This window comes from Cesiribacter andamanensis AMV16 (genome assembly GCF_000348925.1).
Lineage (GTDB): Bacteria > Bacteroidota > Bacteroidia > Cytophagales > Cyclobacteriaceae > Cesiribacter > Cesiribacter andamanensis.
Window position 1 is genome coordinate 1 of the sequence record NZ_AODQ01000076.1, and the last position, 22,325, is coordinate 22,325.

Here is a 22,325-nt window from a genome sequence, read left to right on the forward strand (position 1 = left end):
CATCTTGCTCGTATCCACCCCTTTTTTCGGAAGATGCGCTGAGGGGGTCGGATTAGCCATTTGTTAGGAAATGAATAGAAAGGACTCTATTTTGGATCAACATTTCCCTATTGTGCTCCTCATTCGTATATAAGCCCCATCCCCCAGTACTAAAAGAGCGGCTCAGCATTCGCCTTTTTGGTAAAACCACCTTTTATACTGGTTTGGCCATTGGAACCGCCACTACCCTTATCCTCTACCTGTTTTTTACCTATTTCCGGGAGATCCTGCGGTTACAGTTGTTCCATCGGGACCTGCTACTGCTTACCTCCGAGGCAAATCTGGCTTACGATCTTTTCTTTGCAGCTGCAGCAGGTGCTGCTGGCTTTGCACATACCGTCTGGTTCTGGTTTCATAACCCCTTCGCTTTTAGACTCTCCAGACGCTGGGTACAGAGCATCCGGATCTATGCTATTCTTTGGATGCTCCTATTGCTACTACTGGTGATGCGGATGGGAAGCCTCATTGGGCTGTTCCTGGCCCAAATGACAGATTTTGAAGATCATTTTACCTTCTATAGGGATATGGCTGTAGTCCTTATCCTACTCCCTCTGGCCGTTTTTCTCCTTATTTGGGTGCCCATTCAGTTAAAGTACCGGGCTGGCAAATGGGTAGGACTTTCCCTACTGGTGTACGGCACAAGTACATTTATTCTGGGCATAAGCTCCCCGGTAGACCATTCGCTTTTGGACAACGCCTGGCACAGAATCAACGCCCCTTACCATGCCATAGTGGATACTGAGGTAGGCAGAGCCAGCGAAAAAGGTATTATCCTATCCGCAGAAGCTATAGCGACATTGCGCCTGAAGTACACCCACAGCGTAAACGAACTGGCAGTTGAGCTGAAGGAATCCTTCAAACAGCAAACCCCCATTTCGGGAGATAGCCTTGTGATGGAACTGATCCTGGTAAAACGGGCTACCATTCAACGGCTACCTTCTTCTAATTGGGACGATCAGGAAAGTTTGTGGCCTTTTGCTTTACCAAGAGATGTGTACCATCAGATAAGGCTCAGCAGGGACAGCATCCATACTGGGTATTTGTATGAGTTGCTTCATGAATACCAATCCCTTTTTGTTCCAATAGATCCCTGGAATATAGAAGATGAGGGGATGCAGACCGAAGCCTTAAATCGCTATCTCATGCAACAAAACTATAGGGAAATTGCAGCGGAGACAACCCAAGTTCTTGACCTGCTGCAAGCCCAGTAAGGTCAGAAAAACAAGATATACTGCCTGTGGTAATCCCGCTTAAGCCTTATCTTTGAAACATCCCTGAAAGTACTATTACCAGGCAGAGATGGAGACTTTTCTTTCAATAGTACCCCTCACCCCCACCGATTTCCCCGAACTTGTGGAGATCTGGGAAGCTTCCGTACGGGCCACCCACCACTTTCTCAGCGAGGCTGATATCCAGTACTTCAAACCCCTGATCCTACAGGAATTTCTCTACCAGGTGCAGCTTGCCGGTATCCGGGATGGGGCCGGTAGAATTCTGGGCTTTGTAGGGGTGGCTGAAGGAAAGGTGGAAATGCTTTTTCTCCACCCAGCCGCCCGGGGACAGGGAATTGGCAAACGCTTATTGCGCCATGCCATTACCGACATGGGCGCCACTACGGTAGATGTGAATGAGCAAAACGAGCAGGCCGTGGGCTTTTACCTGCACGAGGGCTTTGGGGTAATAGGCCGCTCGGAACGGGATGGCCTGGGCAAGCCCTACCCCCTGCTGCACCTGCAGCTGCTTCCGGCTGAACAGGCTCAATAAGCTACAGCTTTTTTTGATTTGCAACTCTCACTAGCAACCATCACCTTAGCCTACAGACCAATGGGATTCAGCCAACTTGGCAAAAATTCATTCGAGCATAACCGCAGCCTGCGCAACAGGCGGACGTCCGTTCAGGACCACCCCTATTTTGGCAAAGGCCAGCGCAAAGGGGAGCCCAATCCCTATGGGGAAGAATTAAAGGCCTGGCAGGCGCAAAAAAGCGCAAGGGCTGCCCGTCTGCGGAAGCAGATCTTCGTTTGTATACTGCTGGCAATGCTTGGCTTTGTATTGCTAACCCTATTCTGGTAACCCCCAGCATTTCTAAAGAAAAAAGCCGGCCCCCTTAGGAGCCGGCTTTCACGTATGTACAGGGGCTGATCTTAGCGATTCCGCCCCCAGTCATCTCCTCTATCCCGGTCTTTGCCACGGCGGAAGCCTTCGCTTCCCTGGTCCAGGTTCCGGTTATCATCATGGCGGCCACTTCTGTAGCGATCGTTGTCTCGGGAGAAGCCGCCGCTATAGGAATCGCTACGGTCATCCCGCATACCCCCTTGATTGGATGCGCCACGGGGATAGTCACCACCCCTGTCCGGGCCTCTGCCCGTATCCTGGCCGCCATAGCCCTGCTCTCCGCCACGGCGCGATCCACCGCCCCAGTTGGAGCTGCCTTCCCGATTTCCGGACCGATCGGCAAAGCGCCCGGCACTGTTCATAGGGGCATCCCAATAGGCCGGGCGCTCCCATTCCTGATCGCCGCCCATGCGCAGATGGTCGCCGGTTTGGCGGTTGCGGTAGGCATTGCCGGAATTTGCGGAGCCAAAGTCCTGGTTTCCCTGGTAGCCACCCCCTATGTTTCGGTTTTGGTGGCGGGATGTATCCTGCCAGTCCTTCTACTGGTCTCTGCGGTAATCGGGTCCGCTGCCCTGTCCAGCCTGATTCCAGCGGTCGGATCTGCCCTGCTGACCACCAGCCCGGCCAGAGGCACCTCCGGAAGAGGTGGCGGCATTCTCAAACCCCTGCCAGCTGCCCTGCGCCCGGGGGATGTCACCACCCCTGAAATCCTGATTGCCCTGCTGCTGCTGTTGTTGGCTGCCTCTATCGCCATAAGCGCCGCCCATATTATAGGCCCCCCAGGCTTGTGAAGAACGCTGCTCACCCTGCATGTAGCGGTTGCGGTTGGCCCAGTTCTGCTCCTCCTGGCTCATGCCCCGGCCTGCAGATGGGTTCCCCTGCGCTCCCTGCTGCTGACGCTGGCTGTGGAGATCGTGGCGCATGTAGGGGTTTTGCTCATCGGTGTACCGGCCGCTACCCGGCTGGTTGTAGTGCCGATGTTCCTGCTGCTGTTGGTTAGCAGAGGACTGCTGCTGATTTTCCCGGGCCTGCTGAGCATAGCCTTTATTTTCGCCCCAGAGACCGCCGGAGCCCTGCCGGGGCTGGCTGGTGCTGCGTCCGTAGTTATTGCCCATGGCAAAGGATTCTCCCCGGCCGTAGTTGCGGCTATCCCAGTTGACGCCGGAGCTGCCCTGTCCGCTAAAAGCCCGGTCGCTCTGGCCTCTGCCAAAGGCATCCTCCTGGCGGGGAGAGCGCTGGTTGAAGTCATTGCCCTCGTCCCGCAAACTGCCCTGCCCGGCGCTTCTGCCCTCGGTCCAGTCCCTTCCGCTATAGCTGTTTTCCTGAGACCCCTGCCTGTCGGATTCCCGGCTGCTGTCGTTCCAGTTACCGGTAGGGCTGCCATAGGTCTGGCCCTGGCGTACCTGTATGGTGCTGTAGGCCGATGAATAGGGGGTCTGCCCGGCAGCTCCCCCACCCCCATAGCTACCACTGCCGGCCTGGCCGCTGCGGTCGCCATCATAGCCCCGGCCCTTGCTGGAGTCCTCCCGGCTCACCAGCCGGTCGCTGCTGCCGCTGTTGGGATGGCTGCCGATAGTGCCGGTAGTGCTTTCGGTATGCTGACCTGGGTTGGTTCCCCCACTCCTGTGTGAAGAAGGGGCGCTTCTTGTAGCTGAAGTAGCTGAGGTTGAGCTATCTGTTTTTGTACCGGATTCAGAATCCTGATCTGCCTTGCTGGTCGCTGAAGCCGAAACAGCGGAGCTGCTGTGTCCACTGGAAGTATCCTGAGTTCTAGATGTATTTTGTTGCAAATTTTCGGACTTGGTATGGTCCTGCTTGGATTGTGCGTTTTGTTTCTTATTGGTATCCATAAAAATTCTGGTGTTAAAAAAAATGGGCTTATAGATGAAAATAGGTGCTTTCATGTAGAACCGAGAGTACAATTTACGGGCCTGTGGGGCTCCAAAAACAAACTCTTATTTCGATACAAAGCATACCGACCCAGGCAATTGTGGGCATGGGAGCAGTCAGTGAGCAGGAGGCATAAGCGCGTTGTACAGGCTGCTATGCTTCCTACTGGCAGCCTTGGTTGACTGGGAGAATCATGAAGAGCAGGCAAGGCCTGCTGGAGAGGTAAGGGTATAACCGTATCGGGGCAGCACTGTTTGAGGTTGGTGTGGAGCATGTAGCAACTGGCGCAAAACCAATTTGCCTGGCAAATGAATTTCCGACGCGTTAAATCGTTTAGAAACACCCCCTATTTTGGCACATATTTCGCCTGATGTAATTAACGTATGGGCACACCTATGTGTGTGCCCTCACATGCCCAATTGAGCATTCCCATTGAAAAGGGCACACACGCAGGTGTGCCCCAACGCATGTACACATGAATATCAAATTCCTTCCAACGGGCTTAGAACGCCAGCCCGGCCCACAGAATCCCAATTGCCACAACAGCCAGCACAACCAGCAGGGGCCAGATGAATTTTAGCCAGACGTTGTAGTTGACGCTTACCATGGCCAGGGAGGGAAGAATCAGGCCGGTGGGGGTTATGAAAGTCATCAGGCCGAAGCCAAAGAGATAGGCATTCACAATCTCCTCGGCCCCAACGCCGGCTATAGGGGCCAGCGAGCCCATGATGGGCATGGTGACCACCGCCAGGCCTGAAGAAGAAGAGATAAAGAGGGTAAGCAGGAAGAAAATAAGCATCAGGGCGGGCAGGAAAAAGAAGCTCGACATCCCCTCTACCCCATTGGCGGCATAGAACAGCAAGGTATCGCTGATCTGTCCTTCATTCAGTACAATGGTGACACCCCGGGCGATGCCGATGATGAGAGAAACCCCCAGCAGATCCCGGGCCCCTGTCAGAAAGGCCTCAATGAAGTTGTGCTCGCCGATGCGCTGCAGCAGGCCGATCAGCACGGCAGCGACCAGGAAAAGGGCCGTCATCTCCTCGAACCACCAGTGCAGGAAGGATACCCCAATGATCATCACCACAAAGGTTAAGGCAAAAAGTACCAGTAAGAGGGTATGCAGCCCCCCGATGCGCTGCGGGGCCGCATGGGTGCCGGGGGTTTCAGCCGGGCTTTCGGCGGCTGGATCCAGCAGCAGGGAGCGGGCCGGATTGGCTTTGATCCGGCGGGCATAGCGGATGATGTAGAAGATGCACAGGGCGGTGCCCAGCAGCAGCATAGCCAGGCGGCTGTACAGGCCGGTGGTCCAGGCCACCCCGGCCGCATCCGAGGCCACAATGGTGGAGAAGGGGTTTACAATGGCCCCCATGTTGCCAATGGAGGAGCCAATGTAGATGACCGCTACCGGCACCAACCGGTCGTAGCCGGCGGCCATAAATACCGGCACCAGCAGGGGGTAAAAGGCCAGGGTTTCCTCGGCCAGGCCAAAGGTAGTACCCCCCAGGGCAATCAGGGTAGTGACCAGTACAATCAGCAGGCTTTCGCGCCCCCGCAGGCGCTGGGCCAGGGACGCAATGGCCGCATCAAAGGCGCCCGAGCGGTTAAACACCCCCATAAAACCGCCAATGATCAGCACAAAAAGAATAATGTCGATGGCCTCGTACATGCCCCGGATGGGCGCAAAGATAACGGCCCATACCCCCTGGGGGCTGGCGGCTACCGGCTTGTAGGTGCCGGGTACGGAGATGGGCTTTTTGATCTTGCCCTCAGCAAATTTATCCAGCGTCACCGGGATCTGCAGGCTGTCCAGGGCCGCTTCTGTAGCGGCCACCCGGCGCTCCTCTCCCTCCCGGCTGATCACAAACTCCTGCTGCGCTTCGTCATAGACCAGTGCATCGTAGCGGCCGGCCGGAATAAGCCAGGTAGCCAGTGCACTTAACATAATTACGATTATGATAACCGTATAGGGGGTCGGGAAGCGGAAGGATGCGGTCATGGAGCGAAAGTGTGCCGCAAGATAAAAATGCTACTGGCTATCTCAAAATAGGTTGGCTCGACACATCATCCCGGCCTGCGCCGGGATGACGCTCAGAACCTACCTTTTTGTGAGATAGCTTCTAAAGCCTTTGTTAGGTCAGGCATGATTGATTCCGTTCATCCTAATCAAGCCACCCCTCTACAAACCCACAGAATCATAGGATTTGGTTACCCGGATCTTTTCGGTTTGCTGTACAAAGGCATTCCACTCGCCGGCAAAGAAGGCATTTACCTCCTGCAAAAAGGCTTTTACATCGCCGCCAAGCTGCTCTACCACCAGCTTTTGGCCTTCGGTAGGGGCATGGGAAATGGGCGAAGGCCGGGCAAAGGTGCCGCTTACGGAGTAAAAGGGACTGTTGAAGTAAGAGGAGGCATTGCCCATGCGCACGCTCAGCAGATTGGTATCTTCATAAATGCCCTGGGCTTCTTCGGGCGCCAGCACCTTCTCCAGCAGGCCGTTTATCTTTTTCTTGAGCGCCTCTCCCTGCTTGTTCAGGGCACGCTTCTCCTCTCCTTCCAGCTGTTTTACGGCCAGGTCGATGCTTTCCTTGGCTTCCCGCAGCTGGTCAACCGCCCGGGTGGTGGCCGCCACATAGCTGCTGAACTGGTCCAGAAGGGGGGTGGCGTGGGCGAGGTGCTGGGCCTGCTCGGGCAGGCGCGGATCAGGCTTTACCACCACCTGCCCGCTGGCGGTATGCTCCCCGTTGATCACTTTTACGGTATAGGTACCCGGCCCTACCAGGCGGGCGGCGGGTTTGGGGGCGCCTTCCTTGGGTTTGGGGCTGCCCGGCATGCGCAGGGCATCCTGTTCCAGCGACCAGAAGAAGCGGTTCATGCCCGGCTGCGCTTTTACCTGCAGGTGGCGGATCACTTTGCCGCCCGCATCGGAGATCTCTACAAAGACGGTATCGCGCTTTACATGTAGGGCCGTGGTATCCTTGATGGCATTGTTGCGCACCTCCTTCAGCGAAAAGGTGATCTGGGCACCAAAGGGCTGGTTCTCGCCCAGGAACATGGCATCGGCATGAAAGCGGGTGCCGCCGGCTTCCCGGTAGTTGACCAGGTAGGCATCGGGAATGGGGTAGATATGCGCCGGCTGGGCCAGCAGCTGTACCCCCTTCTGGGCCAGCTCCCGCAGGGGACGGATATCATCCAGTATCCAGAAGGAGCGGCCAAAGGTGCCGATGGCCAGGTCGTGCTCCCGCGGGTGTATCACCATATCCATGGTGGGCACAGCGGGGTAACCGGCCGTCCAGCGGGTCCAGTTGGTACCGGCATCTATGCTTACATAGAGCCCGTTCTCCGTTCCCAGGAACATGAGCTTAGGCTCAACGGGATCCTGCACAAAGCTAAGGGTATAGCCCCAGAGCTTGTCGGCACTAGCAAGGTTGCGCCAGCTTTTGCCCCAGTCGGTGGTGTGAAAGAGGTAAGGGGTCAGGTCATTTTGGCGGTAGTTATTTACCACCACAAAGGCCTCGCCCTCGCGGTGGCGGGAGGCGGTGATCTGTGCCACCCAGCTGCCGGCCGGCATGCCCTTGATGCGGGGCGAGAGGTTTTCCCAGGCCTTGCCGCCATCGCGGGTGAGCTGGATGTTGCCATCGTCAGTACCCACCCAGATCACTCCCTCTTTCAGCGGACTGGGCGCTATGGCCAGAATGGTGGTGTGGTTTTCGGCCCCGGTAATATCAAAGGTAAGGCCGCCGGTGCGGTTCTGCTTCTGCTTCTCGGGATTGTTGGTGGTCAGGTCCGGGGAAATGATCTGCCAGCTCTGGCCTTCGTCGGTCGACTTATGCAGGTACTGGCTGCCAAAGTAGATGGTCTTGGGATGGTGCGGATCCTGGGCAATGCCGGCATTCCAGTTAAAGCGCAAAAATTCACCCTTCGGGTGCACAGGCTTGATAAAGTTGGCGGCGCCGGTTTCAAAATCCAGGCGCATCAGGTTGCCGCCCTGCCACATGCCATAGCCCTTCTGGAAATTGTCGGCATCTACCACCACATCAAAGCCATCGCCAAAGGCAATTTCCTCCCAGTAGCTGTTGCGGATGCCGCCATTGCGCCACACCTTGCTGGGGCCCCGGAAGGTGCCGTTGTCCTGGGCGCCGCCCAACACATTGTAGGGGAAGTCCATGTCTACGGCAATGTGGTAGAATTGGGTCAGGGGCAGGTTTTCTACAAAGCGCCAGCTTTTGCCGCGGTCCCTGGAAATGGCCATGCCGCCGTCGTTGCCATTATAGATGAGGTTGGGGTTCTGGGGGTGGATCCACCAGAAGTGATGGTCGCCATGCACCCGGTCCCAGCCCAGCAGGGTGGTAAAAGGTTTTGCCTCCATCTTCGCTCACCGTTACGTTTGAGAACACATTGTAGAGGCGGTTTTCGTTGGTAGGGTCTACAGCCAGATCGGCATAGTAGAAGGGGCGGTCGCCAATGTCCTTATCGTTTACTTTATTCCACTTCAGTCCACCATCTTCGGAGCGGTAGAGGGCATTCTTTTTGGCTTCTACCAGCGCATACACAATTTTGGGATTGCCGGGGGCCAGGGCCAGGCCAATTTTGCCCAGCTCGCCTTCGGGCAGGCCGTCCTTATCGGTGCGCCGGGTCCAGGTGTTGCCCCCATCCTGGGTCACATAGAGCCCGGAGCCCGGACCGCCCGAGGTAAAGAACCAGGGCCAGCGGCGGTATTCCCACATGGCCACCAGCATTTTGTTGGGATTGGCGGGGTCTACGATCAGGTCGGAGGCGCCGGTGCGGTTATTGACAAACAAGATCTGCTCCCAGCTTTTGCCTCCGTCTTTGGTGCGGTACACGCCCCGGTCTTTGGTATCGCCCCAGGCGGTGCCCAGCGCGCTTACATACACCACCTCGGGATTGTTTTTATGGATGATGATGCGGTGAATGTTGCTGGTCTTTTCCAGCCCCAGGTGCTGCCAGCTTTTGCCACCGTCCAGGCTGCGGTATACCCCATTGCCATTGTTCTGGCTGTTGCGCGGGTTGCCCTCGCCGGTGCCTACCCAGATCACATCGGGATTGGCCTGGTTAATGGCAATGGCGCCAATGGAAAGCGATTTCTGTTCATCGAAGAGGGGTACCCAGCCTACGCCACCCCCTTCGGATTTCCAGAGGCCGCCGGAGGCAGTGCCTACGTAGATGATGTCGGGATTGGCGTGCAGGGCATCAATGGCCGTAACCCGTCCACTGGTTGCGGCAGGGCCAATGTTGCGGGGTTTCATGTTCCCGAAAAGGGCCATATCGAGCTGCTGGGCGAGGGCTGCCGTACTGCAGCCTAGCAGCACCAGCAGGAGCAGGCTTCTGAACAGATAGGAATGCATAGGGTAGAATGAGGTAAAAAGTTTTGGATAAGGTAGTTGCAAATACTGAAACTTCAAACTTTCCCTTATTCCCCTGCCCTATCCAAAAAACCAGGCGCTCAGGAGAGTCCGGGTTTTCCACACACACAAACATGCTACACCTAAAAGGGCCTTAGACCAGCAGATTCAGAAAATCCTGTTTGCCGTTGAGGTATTCACAGGCAAAGCCTTCTTCTTCCATCCGCTGCTGAATGGTTTCTACATCCCCGGGCTGCTGTACTTCCACACCAATAAAGACCGGCCCTTTTTCCTTGTTGTTTTTCTTGATGTACTGGAAATGAATGATATCATCGCCGGGCTGCAGCACCCGGTTCACAAAAGTGCGCAGGGCGCCGGGCTTCTGGTTGAAGGTAACCATAAAGTAATGCTTAAGCCCCTGGTGCTGCATGGCGCGCTCCTTGATGTCTTCCATGCGGGTAATGTCATTGTTGCTGCCGCTGATGACACAGACCACATGTTTGCCCCTGATCTCCTCGGCAAATCCCTTGAGTGCCGAAATGGAAAGGGTACCGGCCGGCTCCAGCACCATGCCTTCTTCGTTGTACATCTTCAGCAGGTCTTCACACACCTGCCCCTCGGGCACCAGCACCACCTCATCGAGCAGGGCGTTGCAGAGTTCGTAGGTCAGCGCTCCCGGGCACTTTACCGCTGCCCCATCTACAAAGGGATCGATCTGCTCCAGGGCCTGCCGCTGCCCCCTGCGGATGCTTTGGTACATGGAAGGGGCTCCGGCCGGCTGCACGCCAATAAGCCTGGTCTGCGGGCTCAGCTGCCGGAACACCGAGGCCAGGCCAGAGGCCAGCCCCCCGCCGCCAATGGGCATAAAGCAATAATCGATACTAAAGTCGGCCGTTTCCAGAATCTCCAGACCTACGGTGGCCTGCCCTTCAATCACCAGGGGATCATCGAAGGGGTGGATAAAGGTGCTGCCCCTTTCATCGCAAAAGGCCCTGGCTTCGGCATAGGTATCGTCGTAGGTGCTGCCGCTCAGCACGACCTCCACCCAATTTTTCCCAAACAGGCGCACCTTGCTTACCTTCTGGGCCGGGGTGTTGGCCGGCATAAAGATACAGCCCCGGATGCCCAGCAGCTGGCAGGCATAGGCGACCCCCTGGGCGTGGTTGCCGGCACTGGAGCAGACTACTTCCAGCCCCTCCTCCCTGGGCAGGCCGGCCATCTTGTTGTAAGCGCCCCTGATCTTGTAGGAGCGCACCACCTGCAGGTCTTCCCGCTTCAGGTAGATGCTGGCCTCGTACCGCTGTGAGAGCGAGAGGTTCTGCAGCAGGGGGGTCTTCAGGACAACCCCCTTCAGGCGGTGGGCCGCTTTTTCAACGGCGGGTAGCTCCAGGGGGGTGATGGTTTTTTGCATGTATGGGTTTTAGTTTTTTTTGGGAGTGTATAAAGCACGGCAGCGGAGGACTGGTCCGCCGCTGCGGTGGTTTGCCAGGGGTATCTGACTCCTACGGTGGTTTGCCTGCGGTGATGAATTCGTGCCACGACTTTACTCCCAGATCCCAGGAATACGATTTGGCTGCAGTGCAGGTAGTTAGCAAGTCGTGGCACGAATGGGGTGCGGCCTCATCTTTTACTTCGACCGTAGCTTACGCACCACCGCCCCCGTTTGCCAGAGCTCGGTTTCACGGAGTTCCCTGAGCTCTACTTCCAGCTCCTGGCGGTAGCCGGGGGTGGAGCCACGCTGAATAGTGCGGGCGGCTTCTGCGCCGGAGGCTACGCTGTCGTAGAGCTCGTTGAGTAACGGCAGGGTGGCTTCCTTGAACTTGCCTTTCCAGTCCAGGGCCCCGCGCTGGGCGGTTACCGAGCAGTTGGCAAACATCCAGTCCATCCCGTTTTCTCCAACCAGGGGCACCAGGCTTTGGGTAAGCTCCTCTACCGTTTCGTTAAAGGCCTCGGAGGGCGAATGGCCGCGCTGGCGCAGCACCTGGTACTGGGCTTCGATGATGCCGGCTAGGGCGCCCATTAACACCCCCCGCTCGCCGGTCAGGTCGCTGTACACTTCTTTTTAAAGTCCGTTTCGAAGAGGTAGCCGGAGCCAACGCCAATGCCCATGGCCACCGCTTTTTCATAGGCCTTGCCTGTGGCATCCTGGAAGACGGCAAAGGAGGAGTTGAGGCCACCCCCCTGCAGAAAAAGGCGGCGCAGGCTGGTGCCGCTACCCTTGGGGGCTACCAGAATTACATCCACATCGGCCGGTGGCACAATGCTGGTATGCTCCTTAAAGGTAATGCCGAAGCCGTGGGAGAAATACAGGGATTTGCCCGGCTGCAGCCGCTCTTTTATGGTGGGCCATACGCTGATCTGGCCGGCATCGGACAAGAGGTTGGCAATGATGGTGCCCCGCTCGGCCGCTTCTTCGATGGTGAAGAGGGTCTCTCCTGCTACCCAGCCGTCCCTGAGGGCCCGCTCCCAGGAGGGAGAGTCCCTGCGCTGGCCTACGATAACCCGAAGGCCATTGTCGCGCATGTTCAGCGCCTGGCCGGGGCCCTGCACCCCATAGCCGATCACTGCAATAGTTTCTTCTTTCAGCACCTGCTGTGCTTTTGCCAGTGGAAATTCTTCCCGGGTTATAACGGTTTCGTTTACCCCTCCAAAATTGATTGTTGCCATTTTTATTTAGAAGTAAGAAGTTAGAAGTAAGAGGTTCGTAGAGATAGGAAGGAAGCAGGGTATAGGAAGAAGAGAAATCAGAAAGGAAGCTCCAGACCTGGAGGCAGACAGTTTGCCACTGCAGTTCTAGCTTCTTACGTCTAACCTCTTGCTTCTAATCTCCCCTACATCGTAAACACTTTCTCCCGGCTGTTGAGGAATTCGTTTTCGATCACCTCGGGGCTGGGTTCTCTGCGTTCAAATTCGCGCAGTTTCTGGTTGAAGCCTTCGCTGGCTTTAATGATGGCGATGCGGGCCGAGCGCACAAACTCGATGAGGCCATAGGGCTGAAGCACCTGGATGAGCTTGTCGGTCTCTTCCCGCTGGCCGGTGGTTTCAAACACAGTGTAGTCCTTGCGGATCACTACGGCCCGGGCGCCATTTTCCCGCAGCAGCCGCTCTACCACGGCCCGCTCGGCAATGATATCGGTTGGCACTTTGTATAGGGCCATTTCCTGCCAGATCACTTCCTCGTTGGTGTTGAAGTAAACCTTTAGTACCTCTACCTGCTTTTCGATCTGGTCGGCAATCTTGCGCACCACCTCCCGCGTTTCGTGGATCACAATGTTGAAGCGGTGGATGCCCTCAATTTCTGACGGACTTACATTAAGGCTTTCCACGTTTATCTTGCGCCGGGAAAAGATGATGGCAATGCGGTTAAGCATCCCGATCTGGTTCTCGGTGTAAACAGTGATGTTATATTCCTGCCGGTCGATGGGATGGGAATGGGTCATGGCGGTTGTTTCTTAATTCGTGTTGTCTAGTGCAGCCGGAAATGGGTATGGGCTGGGCTGGTGGAGCTGAGGAGCTTTCCTCCCCTGGCCGGGCGCCCCCCTACCCCCCTCAATGAGGGGGACAAGAGCAGCCTTCTGTTGGGTTAGGTGGAGAAGTTGGGGTCTGATTGATGCTCTATTGTCTATATACCATATACTCTATACCAAATACTATCACTACTGACAGAAGCGCACCGTATACAGAGCAGCAGCCGCCCGATACCTGATACCTCATTCCTCATACCTCATACCTCATACCCCATACCTCATACCCCATCCCTACCTCAATCGTATCTCACTCACGCTGCAGCCCTGCGGTACCATGGGGAAGACGTTATTCTCTTTGGTAACCAGTACTTCCAGCAGGAAGGCGCCGGGGTGCAGGAGCATTTCCTGCAGGCTGTTTCGCAGGTCGGCCCGTTCGGAGACGCTCCTGCCGGCAATGCCGTAGCCGCTGGCTACTTTTACATAGTCGGGGCTGGTGATGTTGACAAAGGAGTAGCGCTTCTCATGGAAGAGCTCCTGCCACTGCCGCACCATGCCCAGGAACTGGTTGTTGAGGATAATGATCTTTACGGCCACCTCGCTCTGCATAATGGTGCCCATCTCCTGCAGGGTCATCTGAAAACCACCATCGCCGATGACGGCTACTACGGTTCGCTGCGGAGCCCCTATTTTGGCGCCGATGGCTGCCGGCAGGGCAAAGCCCATGGTGCCCAGCCCCCCGCTGGTAATGCTGCTACGGCTCCTGCTGAGCCTGGCATAGCGGCAGGCCACCATCTGGTGCTGCCCCACATCGGTGACCATGATGGCATCGCCGCCGGTTAATTCATTGAGCTGCTGCACCACCTCACCCATGGTAAGCTCGCCGCTGGCCGGGTGCAGCTCCTGCTGGATAACCGCCTCCCGCTCCTGGCGTGCATAGTCCCGGAACTGCTGCAGCCACCCCTCATGGGTTCTGGCCTCCAGCAGGGCTGTGATCATGGGCAGGGTTTCCTTGCAGTCGCCCCAGACGGGCACGGTGGTTTTTACATTTTTGTCGATCTCAGAGGGGTCAATGTCCAGGTGAATTACCTGGGCTTGTTTGGCGTATTTGTCCAGCCGGCCCGTTACCCGATCATCGAAGCGCATGCCGATGGCAATGAGCACATCGCATTCGTTGGTGAGCACATTGGGACCGTAATTGCCGTGCATGCCCAGCATGCCCACATTCAGGGGGTGCTCAGTGGGCAGCGCGCCGGCGCCCATGATGGTCCAGGCAGCGGGAATGCCGCTCTTTTCAATAAATTCTTTAAACTCCTGCTCGGCAGCCCCCAGCACCACCCCTTGTCCCCAGAGTACAAAAGGCTTTTGGGCGCTGTTGATGAGGGCGGCTGCCTGCTCGATGTATTCCCGCCGCACCAGCGGCTTGGGCCGGTAGCTGCGGATATGGTCACAGGGCACATAGGCCGGGGCCTGAAACTGCTGCAGCTGCGCATTTTTGGTGATGTCCAGCAGCACCGGGCCCGGACGGCCGCTGCGCGCAATGTAAAAGGCTTTGGCCAGGGCGGCGGGGATTTCTTCGGCGGTGGTGACCTGGTAGTTCCATTTGGTGACCGGGCTGGTGAGGCTGATCACATCAGCTTCCTGAAAGGCATCAGTGCCAAGCAGGTGGGCAAACACCTGCCCGGTTATGCACACCAGGGGGGTGCTGTCGATATGGGCATCGGCCAGGCCGGTCACCAGGTTGGTGGCCCCCGGACCGCTGGTGGCAAATACCACCCCTACCCTGCCCGAGGCGCGGGCATAGCCCTGGGCAGCATGAATGCCCCCCTGCTCGTGCCGCACCAGGATGTGCTGCAGCGAATCGGAATAGTCGTAGAGGGCATCATAAATGGGCATGATGGCACCGCCGGGATAGCCAAAAATAGTGTCCACCCCCTCGGCCAGCAGCGCCTCGATCAGTGCTTCGGCCCCGCTTTGGGTGGCGGGCTCCAGATGGGCTTGCAGCTCCGGCCGGGGGTTCTTCCGGCGGAAGGCTCCCGAAGGGGGAATAAAGGGGGTGTTGGACTTGCTTTCATGAGTTTTGAGGAATTTTTTTTGAAAAGACCTGAAAATAGTGTCGTCATTCCCGCGGAGGCGGGAATCTGCCTGAGGTAGGTAGGTAAATTTCGATTTACCCCTTGGAGCTGAGAGATTCCCACCTGCACCTAGGCAGCCCCGCGGGAATGAGGTGTTAAGTCGTTTTCCGCATGGGAACGAACTCCCCCGCCCGGGATTATCCATTCCGGACTGCCCGTCCAGGACTGCCCGTCCAAGACTACTCATCCAGATCCGTAATGCATCCGGTGCTGGCATCGCTGACGGTACGCATGTATTTGAGGAGCACGCCGCGCCGGGCATTAGCCGGGGGCTGGCGCCGCGCTGGCGGCGTTGGTCCAGCAGCGCCTCATCCACATGCAGGTGCACCGAATGGGTGGCGATGTCCAGGCTGATCCAGTCGCCCCATTCTACCAGGGCGATGGGTCCTCCATCAAAGGCTTCGGGGCTTACATGGCCAACCACAAAGCCGTGGGTACCCCCCGAAAAGCGACCATCGGTGATCAGGGCCACTTTATCGCCCAGGCCGGCACCCATAATGGCCGAGGTGGGCTTGAGCATTTCGGGCATACCCGGTCCGCCCCGGGGCCCTACGTAGCGGATCACCACCACCTGACCGGCTTTTACTGCCCCATCGCTGATTCCCCTGTTCAGCTCTTCTTCGGAGTCAAATACGGCAGCCTGGCCCTCAAAGCGCAGGCCTTCCTTGCCGGTAATTTTGGCTACCCCTCCCTTCGGGGCCAGATTGCCATAGAGGATCTGGATATGCCCATCGGCTTTAATGGGGTTGGAGAGCGGGCGCAGCAGGTCCTGCTCCTCGCCCAGGAGGGCTACCTCGGCCAGGTTTTCGGCCAGGCTGCGGCCGGTAGCCGTTAGCACATCGCCGGTAAGGAGGCCTTCCTGAAGCAGGGTTTTCAGCACCGCCGGCACCCCGCCCAGCTGGCAGAGATCGTCCATGAGGTACTTGCCGCTGGGTTTCAGATCGGCCAGCAGGGGGGTTCTGTCGCTCATGGCCTGAAAGTCCTTCAGGCTAAGGGGTACCCCGGCGGCGCTGGCAATGGCCATCATGTGCAGCACCGCATTGGTAGATCCGCCCAGTACGCCAATGAGCACCAGCGCATTTTCAAAAGCTTCCCGTACCATAATGTCGCGGGGCTTCAGGTCCAGCTCCAGCAGCCGCAGCAGGTAGGCGCCGGCCGCATCGCACTCCTCTCCCTTCTGCGGACTTACCGCCTGCAGCGAGGAAGAGTAGGGAATGGTCATGCCCAGGGCTTCGGCCGCCGAGGCCATGGTATTGGCCGTGTACATGCCGCCACAGGCACCCGGACCCGGACAGGCATGCTTGATGATGCCCTTGTAGTCTTCTTCACTGATCTCGCCCTTGAGCCGCTGCCCGTAGGCCTCGAAGCAGGAAACGATGTTGAGCTGCTTGCCTTTGTACTGCCCCCCTTTGATAGTGCCTCCATAGACCATGAGAGAGGGGCGGTTCAGGCGGGCCATGGCCATGAGGGCGCCGGGCATGTTCTTGTCGCAGCCCACCACACAGGCCAGCGCATCATAATTGTGTGCTGCGGCCATGGCCTCGATGGAATCGGCGATCAGCTCCCGGCTTACCAGCGAATAGCGCATGCCGGCCGTGCCGTTGGTGATGCCGTCGCTGATGCCGATGGTGTTGAAACGCAGCCCCACCAGTCCCCTGCCGCCCATCCCCTCCTTCAGCCGGTCGGCCAGGGCATTGAGGTGCATGTTGCAGGTATTGCCCTCGAAACCCGTAGAGCAGATGCCCACAAAGGGCTTGCGCAGGTCGTCTTCCGAAAGACCGGACCCGATGAGCATGGCCTGGGAGGCAGGCAGGCTCCAGTCCTGGGTGTAAATGCGGCTGTATTTGTTTAAGATCATTGCTTAGCTGTTGCTGCTGTAGGTGCCGGCATAAAATGGTTTGAGCCGGCTGCTTCGGTTACCCCCTTCTTTTGCCAGTTGCCGGCTTGCCTTGGCCAGCTTCATCAGGCGGGCACTGGTAGCCGAATGGGGCATGCGTAAGGGATTAGCAGTACCAAGTTCTGGCAGGAAAGGCTTTGCTGAAACCTTTTTTTTCAACATTTTATTATTTCTAAAGGCTGCATAAATGTTCATAACTAATTGTTTTTAAGTTGATTATAATTATTTGAAATACAGTATCTAAGTAAAAATACAAGTGAGCAATTTCCCCGGAAGGGCTAGGCCGTTTTGCGAAAGGGCATCTTTTCGGCAAGGTCCCCACCCCTTACCAGGGCCTGGTAGCGCTCGGCGATGTAGCCGCCCAGGGTTTCTGAAAAAGGTTTGCTGAACTGCTGCTCGTTTACCGAGGCCACCCCTACTACTTCTACCGCCGTGCCGGTCATAAAGGCGCCCGTGGCTTCCTTTAGGGCATCGGGGGTAAAGAATTCTTCCCGCACCCGGATGCCGGCTTCCCGGGCCAGCTCCACAATGGTGTTGCGGGTAATGCCCCGTAAGATGCTGCCGGCCGGAGCCGTATAAAGCTCGCCCCCCTTTTCAAAGAAAAAGTTGGCACCGGGCCCTTCGGCCACAAACCCTTCCCCATCCAGCAGCAGGGCTTCGTCGTAGCCCTGCGCTTTGGCATGCGAGGAAGCGATAATGGAGTTGACATAATGGCCCGCTACCTTGGCTTCCAGGGGTACGGCCTTTGGGTTGGGGCGCTGGTAGGGCGATACCAGCAGGCGCAGGCTTTTATCGCCCAGGTACTTGCCCCAGGCCCAGGCGGCCATAAACAGGCTGCTGCTGGCAGGGGTAGTGAGGCCCATATGCGGCTCGGCGGCAAATACCAGGGGGCGGATGTAGGCATCCTGCAGCCCGTTGCGCTCCAGCAGCTGGTAGGTGATGCCGGTGAGCTCGGCTACTGACTGGTGCAGGGGCAGGCCAATGGCCTGGCAGGAATAGTGCAGGCGCTCGTAATGCTCCCGGGCTTTGAACACCCGCGGCCCCTGGGGGGTATTGTAGGCCCGGATGCCTTCAAAAACGGCATAACCATAATGGAGCGACTGGCTGTAAAGGGTGCTCTGGGCTCCATCAGCCTTAATGAAATCGCCATCGATATAGGCCAGTGTTGTGCTGCTGAAATACATGAGGTAGGGTGTTTTTGATGGTGCTGGATAAAGACAAAAAACCTTTCGGGGCCCGGGCTGCGAAAGGTTTGCGATCTGGTGACAGAGGTGCTGGTCCTTTCAGCCCGGCGGCAGAGGAAGAATAATAATAATGACAGAGACCAGTCTTAGTAAGTGCATGATAATCCGTTTAGGAATGTCCAATAAAAAAGCCACCCTGTGGGGGTGGCTCTTTTGCAAATGCTTACATGAAAATCAGCAGCATGCCACCCCTCTACCTCGTGCAAGACGCACGACGATAATCAGAATATTGGGGAATACGATTGCTGTGTTTTTCATGATGGTATTACAAAATTAGGTAATTTTGAATGATTACAAAATTTAATAGATGTTTGTTTGACATCATCAATATATTGTATTGTTTGTTAAAGACATCGCAAACGTTTGTATGATACTGGAAGGGCCTGAAAAAAATTTTCAAAAATTTTCACCCCACCTCCATTAAGAGATAACCTATTGCTTTTCAGCGACTAAACCCTCTACTTTAAAAACCTGACATCATCCCCCATGCGACATAACATTCTGAGTGCCGGCGCCAAAGAGCTTACCTACGAGATCCGGGAAATTGTAAAAAAAGCCGAGCAGGTGCAGGCCACCGGCCAGCCGCTGTACTGGGAAAACATCGGCGACCCCATTCAAAAGCGGGCCCAGGTACCCCAGTGGATGAAGGAGATCATCTCTGGCCTGACCCTGGACAATAGCACCTATAGCTACTGCCCCTCCAAGGGAGTGCTGGCCACCCGGCAATTTCTGGCCGAGCGCAACAACCAGCGGGGCGGCGTCCAGATCACCGCCGACGATATTCTCTTTTTCAACGGCCTTGGCGATGCCATCGGCAAGGTGTACCAGTACATCCATCCCGGACTGCGGGTAATCGGCCCTTCGCCGGCCTACTCCACCCACTCTTCGGCCGAGGCCGCCCATGCCGGGCAGGAGCCCATCACCTATACGCTGGATCCGGACAACCACTGGTTTCCCGATCTGGACGATCTCTACAACAAGGTGAAGTACAACCCTACCATCATCGGCATCCTGATCATCAACCCCGACAACCCCACCGGCATGGTGTACCCCCTGGAAAGCCTGCAGCGTATTGTGGCCATTGCCCGGGAGTTTAAGCTCCTGCTCATCAGCGACGAAATTTACCTGAACATCACCTACAACGGCGCCCGTGCTTATTCGCTGGCCGAGGTGATCGGCGAAGTGCCGGGCATTGCCATGAAAGGCATATCCAAGGAGCTGCCCTGGCCCGGCAGCCGCTGCGGCTGGATGGAGTATTACAACCGGGACAAGAACCCGGAGTTTGCCCGCTTTTGCGCGGTGCTGGACAATGCCAAGATGATTGAGGTTTGCTCCACTACCCTGCCCCAGCTGGCCATTCCCCTCATTATGGGCGATGCCCGTTTCGCCCGCTACCGTCAGGAGCAGAATGAGCGCATCGGCCGGCGCAGCCGTCTGATTGCCGACATCCTGGGTACTATCCCCGAGCTTACCTTCAACGAGACCTATGGCGCTTTTTACAACACCATTATCTTCCGGGAGGGGGTGCTGCGGCTCCATCAGCAGCTGCCCATCGCAAACCCGCAGCTGCGGGCCATGGTAGAAGGGTGGGTAGCTGAGGAAGGAATGGCTCTGGACAAGCGCTTTGTCTACTACCTGCTGGCGGCCACCGGCATCTGTGTGGTGCCCATTTCCTCCTTCTGCTCCCAGCTGCAGGGCTTTCGGGTAACGCTGCTGGAAGAAGATGAGGAGGTGCTGGTACGGGTTTTCACTCAGCTACGGGATGCGATTAAGGGGTATCTGGCGTCTTGAGGGGGTGTGGATCGGGGCAGGGCATGGGGACTTTTTGAGTTTTCCCAACCAGCCTCCCCCTTAATCCCCCACTAGCCGTGCGCCTCCAAAGGGGGACAGTTGTTACTCAATCTTAATCCCATTTGTTTGTTTCTGCAGCCCTTACTGATTTACCATTCCTTTTGATAAAGGTACGATTGTCCCCCTTTGGAGGCGCACGGCTAGTGGGGGATTAAGGGGGAGGCTGGTTGAGTATACTAAAGCCCTTCCCCACAAAAGACAGCTTCAATTTCCTAGCCCCAACCATGTCAATTAAAAGCATCTGACAGCTTTGCACCCCCCTTGGCTGTTCCTTTCAGAGAGCGTAAAGCTAGGTGCCTACTCCTCCTCGGGAAAACTACCTTCCAGAAATCCTTCTCCTACGCCTTATTGAAAAATTTCACCAGCAGCCTGGTTGCTGCCATGCCATCCTGTACCTGCTCTCCTTTGATGATGGCGTTGAATAGTTTTTTCTCCTCTTCGTTGCTATCGGTCAGGAAATCGACCCGGTCTTTGGGCAGGTTTTTATAGCCCATGTGCCAGGCCGGAAACACACGCTCCCTGAGCGGCCCATAACTCAGCAGTACCACATTGCGGTGACGGGAATCGTTTTTGATCAGATCATACAGCTTGATGATGTCTTTATCGCCTTCCAGGTACTGGATAAAATTATTCTCCGAATGAAGCAGCACCCCGGTGATGTCCAGGGGCGGATTGTTCTTTTGGCAGGCAGCCAGGATATTCTGTATTTCGGACTCGGTGCATTGTTGATTGCGGGTACTGGAGTAAACGAGCTGATAAAGATACGTCATGCGCTGTTAATTGTTTGTTTATATTTATTTCACAAAGAAAAAACATCCTGCAGCAATAAGTACGCTTGTGTAAGAAATCACAGATAGTAGATAAATTCCAAATAAGGTATTTTAAACACCTATTACTTTGAAACTACCATTCTTACTCTACCAGGGTAATAGGAAAAAATAGTTAGCAGTTGAAGATCAACAACCTTAAAACATTAAACAAAATGCAGAATAACCACGTTTAGCCCCTCCTTCAGCTGCACCCCTTCTGCCTGGCCGATTGTCTGCCGACCTCTCTCTTACAAACCACTCGCTTCCTGACACTTAATGAGTCTACTATAGCTCCCTATCCCAATACGTATGCTCGTCATCAGGCCTACCCATTTGCATTTACCACTGCGGGGATGTATGTTAGTCGTTTTACTGAACAGTTAGCCTGCCCGCTATCAGCCCTCTTTAAAAAAGGCTATTTCCGGGCCTGGATCAGCGCTAAAAAATAACCCATCCATACGCAAAATAACCCATGACCCTTTGTAAGATCTCTCCCCTGCTCAGCCTGCTATTGGGCCTGGGACTATTGCTGGGCTGCAGCCCTTCCAAGCCGGCCGCTCCCCAGGCTACAGCCTCCGATACGCCTACTATAGCTGCCAAAACAGCTAAGATGCAGCTGCAGGAGGGGTTTATTCCCTTCTATTATGAGGAGAAGACGGACAAGATCTATTTGCGCCTGGATAGTCCTGGCCAGGAGATCATCTATGTAAACTCCCTGGCGGCAGGCATAGGCTCCAACGACATTGGGCTGGACCGGGGCCAGCTGGGCGACACCCGCATTGTAAAATTTGAGCGCCGGGGCCCTAAGGTACTGCTCATTCAACCCAACTACAGCTACAGAGCCCTGAGCGAAAATGCGGCCGAGCGGCAGTCGGTTGAGCAGGCCTTTGCCCAGTCGGTGCTCTGGGCCTTTCCTATTGTGGCCGAAGAGGAGGGCAGGCTGCTGCTGGATGCCACTGACTTTTTTATGCAGGATGCCCATGAGGTAGCACAGACCTTAAAGAAGGGAAAACAGGGCACCTACTCGCTGGAAAAATCCCGCAATGCCTTCTATATGCCCCGCACCAAAAACTTTCCCAGGAACAGCGAGTTTGAGGTGACGCTTACCTTTACCGGCACGCCGGAAGGGGCCCACATCCGCAGTGTAACCCCTACCCCTTCGGTGGTATCGGTGCGCCAGCACCACTCCTTTGTGCAGCTGCCCGATGCGGGCTATACGCCCCGGGAGTTCGATCCGCGGGCCGGCTATTTCGGTATCCAGTACTACGACTACGCCACCCCCATTGACCAGCCGCTGCAAAAGCGCTACATAGCCCGCCACCGCCTGCAGAAAAAAGATCCCTCGGCGGCCATGAGTGAAGCCGTGGAGCCCATTGTCTACTACCTGGATCCCGGCGCGCCCGAACCGGTACGTACGGCCCTGCTGGAGGGGGCCCGCTGGTGGAATCAAGCCTTTGAAGCAGCCGGTTATCAGAATGCCTTCCGGGTAGAAATGCTGCCCGAAGAGGCCGACCCCCT

Annotated in this window: 16 protein-coding genes and 2 pseudogenes; 5 read left to right on the forward strand and 13 right to left on the reverse strand. The window is 56.3% G+C overall.

Annotated features, from left to right (window positions below; genetic code table 11):
• Positions 1–524 precede the first annotated feature (524 nt).
• The 3 genes from ADICEAN_RS13650 (at position 525) to ADICEAN_RS13660 (ending at position 2,112) form a co-directional block, all read left to right on the forward strand.
• Positions 525–1,250: a hypothetical protein gene (locus tag ADICEAN_RS13650; RefSeq protein ID WP_152426434.1), complete on the forward strand. Its 726-nt coding sequence runs from the start codon at positions 525–527 to the stop codon at positions 1,248–1,250.
• Positions 1,251–1,338: 88 nt separating this feature from the next.
• Positions 1,339–1,803, forward strand: a complete 465-nt coding sequence (locus ADICEAN_RS13655; protein WP_009196207.1) for an acetyltransferase — start codon at positions 1,339–1,341, stop codon at positions 1,801–1,803.
• Between the two features lie 60 nt (positions 1,804–1,863).
• The gene (locus tag ADICEAN_RS13660) at positions 1,864–2,112 is read left to right on the forward strand and encodes a hypothetical protein (protein WP_009196208.1); all 249 of its coding nucleotides are present in this window, start codon (positions 1,864–1,866) and stop codon (positions 2,110–2,112) included.
• A gap of 71 nt (positions 2,113–2,183) precedes the next feature.
• Here ADICEAN_RS13660 and ADICEAN_RS13665 read toward each other — a convergent pair whose 3' ends face one another.
• The 12 genes and pseudogenes from ADICEAN_RS13665 to ADICEAN_RS13710 all read right to left on the reverse strand — a co-directional run bounded on the left by ADICEAN_RS13665 (position 2,184) and on the right by ADICEAN_RS13710 (position 18,087).
• Positions 2,184–2,564: a hypothetical protein gene (locus ADICEAN_RS13665; RefSeq protein ID WP_009196209.1), complete on the reverse strand. Its 381-nt coding sequence runs from the start codon at positions 2,562–2,564 to the stop codon at positions 2,184–2,186.
• Positions 2,565–2,693: 129 nt separating this feature from the next.
• Positions 2,694–4,004, reverse strand: a complete 1,311-nt coding sequence (locus ADICEAN_RS13670) for a hypothetical protein (protein WP_009196210.1) — start codon at positions 4,002–4,004, stop codon at positions 2,694–2,696.
• Positions 4,005–4,546: 542 nt separating this feature from the next.
• Positions 4,547–6,043, reverse strand: a complete 1,497-nt coding sequence (locus tag ADICEAN_RS13675) for a YfcC family protein (protein WP_009196211.1) — start codon at positions 6,041–6,043, stop codon at positions 4,547–4,549.
• Positions 6,044–6,223: 180 nt separating this feature from the next.
• Complete coding sequence (locus ADICEAN_RS13680) at positions 6,224–8,413, reverse strand: hypothetical protein (protein ID WP_083879735.1); 2,190 nt, start codon at positions 8,411–8,413, stop codon at positions 6,224–6,226.
• Entirely contained in the window at positions 8,313–9,410 is a 1,098-nt protein-coding gene (locus tag ADICEAN_RS23025) for a WD40/YVTN/BNR-like repeat-containing protein (protein WP_009196213.1), read from the reverse strand. The genes ADICEAN_RS13680 and ADICEAN_RS23025 overlap by 101 nt, the downstream gene beginning before the upstream one ends.
• 151 nt (positions 9,411–9,561) lie before the next feature.
• Complete coding sequence (ilvA, locus tag ADICEAN_RS13685) at positions 9,562–10,818, reverse strand: threonine ammonia-lyase IlvA (RefSeq protein WP_009196214.1); 1,257 nt, start codon at positions 10,816–10,818, stop codon at positions 9,562–9,564.
• Positions 10,819–11,034: 216 nt separating this feature from the next.
• Positions 11,035–12,074: pseudogene (gene ilvC / locus ADICEAN_RS13690) on the reverse strand (ketol-acid reductoisomerase).
• A 164-nt stretch (positions 12,075–12,238) separates the two neighbouring features.
• A complete protein-coding gene (gene ilvN / locus ADICEAN_RS13695) occupies positions 12,239–12,847 on the reverse strand; it encodes an acetolactate synthase small subunit (RefSeq protein ID WP_009196217.1) in 609 nt (202 codons plus the stop codon).
• Positions 12,848–13,165: 318 nt separating this feature from the next.
• The gene (gene ilvB / locus ADICEAN_RS13700) at positions 13,166–14,863 is read right to left on the reverse strand and encodes a biosynthetic-type acetolactate synthase large subunit (protein ID WP_236612918.1); all 1,698 of its coding nucleotides are present in this window, start codon (positions 14,861–14,863) and stop codon (positions 13,166–13,168) included.
• A gap of 471 nt (positions 14,864–15,334) precedes the next feature.
• Positions 15,335–16,864, reverse strand: a pseudogene (gene ilvD / locus ADICEAN_RS21950) (dihydroxy-acid dehydratase); the annotation flags it as partial.
• 3 nt (positions 16,865–16,867) lie between these two features.
• Positions 16,868–16,999 (reverse strand): hypothetical protein, encoded by a 132-nt coding sequence (locus ADICEAN_RS23570; protein ID WP_262486189.1) that lies wholly within the window; start codon positions 16,997–16,999, stop codon positions 16,868–16,870.
• Positions 17,000–17,181: 182 nt separating this feature from the next.
• Complete coding sequence (locus ADICEAN_RS13710) at positions 17,182–18,087, reverse strand: branched-chain amino acid transaminase (protein ID WP_009196220.1); 906 nt, start codon at positions 18,085–18,087, stop codon at positions 17,182–17,184.
• Positions 18,088–18,633: 546 nt separating this feature from the next.
• Here ADICEAN_RS13710 and ADICEAN_RS13715 point away from each other — a divergent pair.
• Entirely contained in the window at positions 18,634–19,938 is a 1,305-nt protein-coding gene (locus tag ADICEAN_RS13715) for a pyridoxal phosphate-dependent aminotransferase (RefSeq protein ID WP_009196221.1), read from the forward strand.
• Positions 19,939–20,336: 398 nt separating this feature from the next.
• Here the strand turns inward: ADICEAN_RS13715 and ADICEAN_RS13720 are convergent, their stop codons facing one another.
• On the reverse strand, positions 20,337–20,768 hold the full coding sequence (locus ADICEAN_RS13720) for a BLUF domain-containing protein (RefSeq protein ID WP_009196222.1): 432 nt from the start codon (positions 20,766–20,768) through the stop codon (positions 20,337–20,339).
• A 511-nt stretch (positions 20,769–21,279) separates the two neighbouring features.
• Here ADICEAN_RS13720 and ADICEAN_RS13725 point away from each other — a divergent pair.
• Positions 21,280–22,325, forward strand: a 1,046-nt coding sequence (locus ADICEAN_RS13725) for a DUF5117 domain-containing protein (RefSeq protein ID WP_040397247.1), incomplete at its 3' end; no start/stop codon positions are given.

Bases quoted from the DNA above. Each gene is read 5' to 3' on its own strand.
- ADICEAN_RS13670 (WP_009196210.1), bottom strand. From the start codon at position 4,004: ATGGATACCAATAAGAAACAAAACGCACAATCCAAGCAGGACCATACC.
- ADICEAN_RS13665 (WP_009196209.1), bottom strand. From the start codon at position 2,564: ATGGGCGGCGATCAGGAATGGGAGCGCCCGGCCTATTGGGATGCCCCT.
- ADICEAN_RS13710 (WP_009196220.1), bottom strand. From the start codon at position 18,087: ATGTATTTCAGCAGCACAACACTGGCCTATATCGATGGCGATTTCATT.
- ilvA (WP_009196214.1), bottom strand. From the start codon at position 10,818: ATGCAAAAAACCATCACCCCCCTGGAGCTACCCGCCGTTGAAAAAGCG.
- ilvN (WP_009196217.1), bottom strand. From the start codon at position 12,847: ATGACCCATTCCCATCCCATCGACCGGCAGGAATATAACATCACTGTT.
- ADICEAN_RS23025 (WP_009196213.1), bottom strand. From the start codon at position 9,410: ATGCATTCCTATCTGTTCAGAAGCCTGCTCCTGCTGGTGCTGCTAGGC.
- ADICEAN_RS13650 (WP_152426434.1), top strand. From the start codon at position 525: ATGACAGATTTTGAAGATCATTTTACCTTCTATAGGGATATGGCTGTA.
- ADICEAN_RS13680 (WP_083879735.1), bottom strand. From the start codon at position 8,413: ATGGAGGCAAAACCTTTTACCACCCTGCTGGGCTGGGACCGGGTGCAT.
- ADICEAN_RS13720 (WP_009196222.1), bottom strand. From the start codon at position 20,768: ATGACGTATCTTTATCAGCTCGTTTACTCCAGTACCCGCAATCAACAA.
- ADICEAN_RS23570 (WP_262486189.1), bottom strand. From the start codon at position 16,999: ATGCCCCATTCGGCTACCAGTGCCCGCCTGATGAAGCTGGCCAAGGCA.
- ADICEAN_RS13715 (WP_009196221.1), top strand. From the start codon at position 18,634: ATGCGACATAACATTCTGAGTGCCGGCGCCAAAGAGCTTACCTACGAG.
- ADICEAN_RS13675 (WP_009196211.1), bottom strand. From the start codon at position 6,043: ATGACCGCATCCTTCCGCTTCCCGACCCCCTATACGGTTATCATAATC.
- ADICEAN_RS13655 (WP_009196207.1), top strand. From the start codon at position 1,339: ATGGAGACTTTTCTTTCAATAGTACCCCTCACCCCCACCGATTTCCCC.
- ADICEAN_RS13660 (WP_009196208.1), top strand. From the start codon at position 1,864: ATGGGATTCAGCCAACTTGGCAAAAATTCATTCGAGCATAACCGCAGC.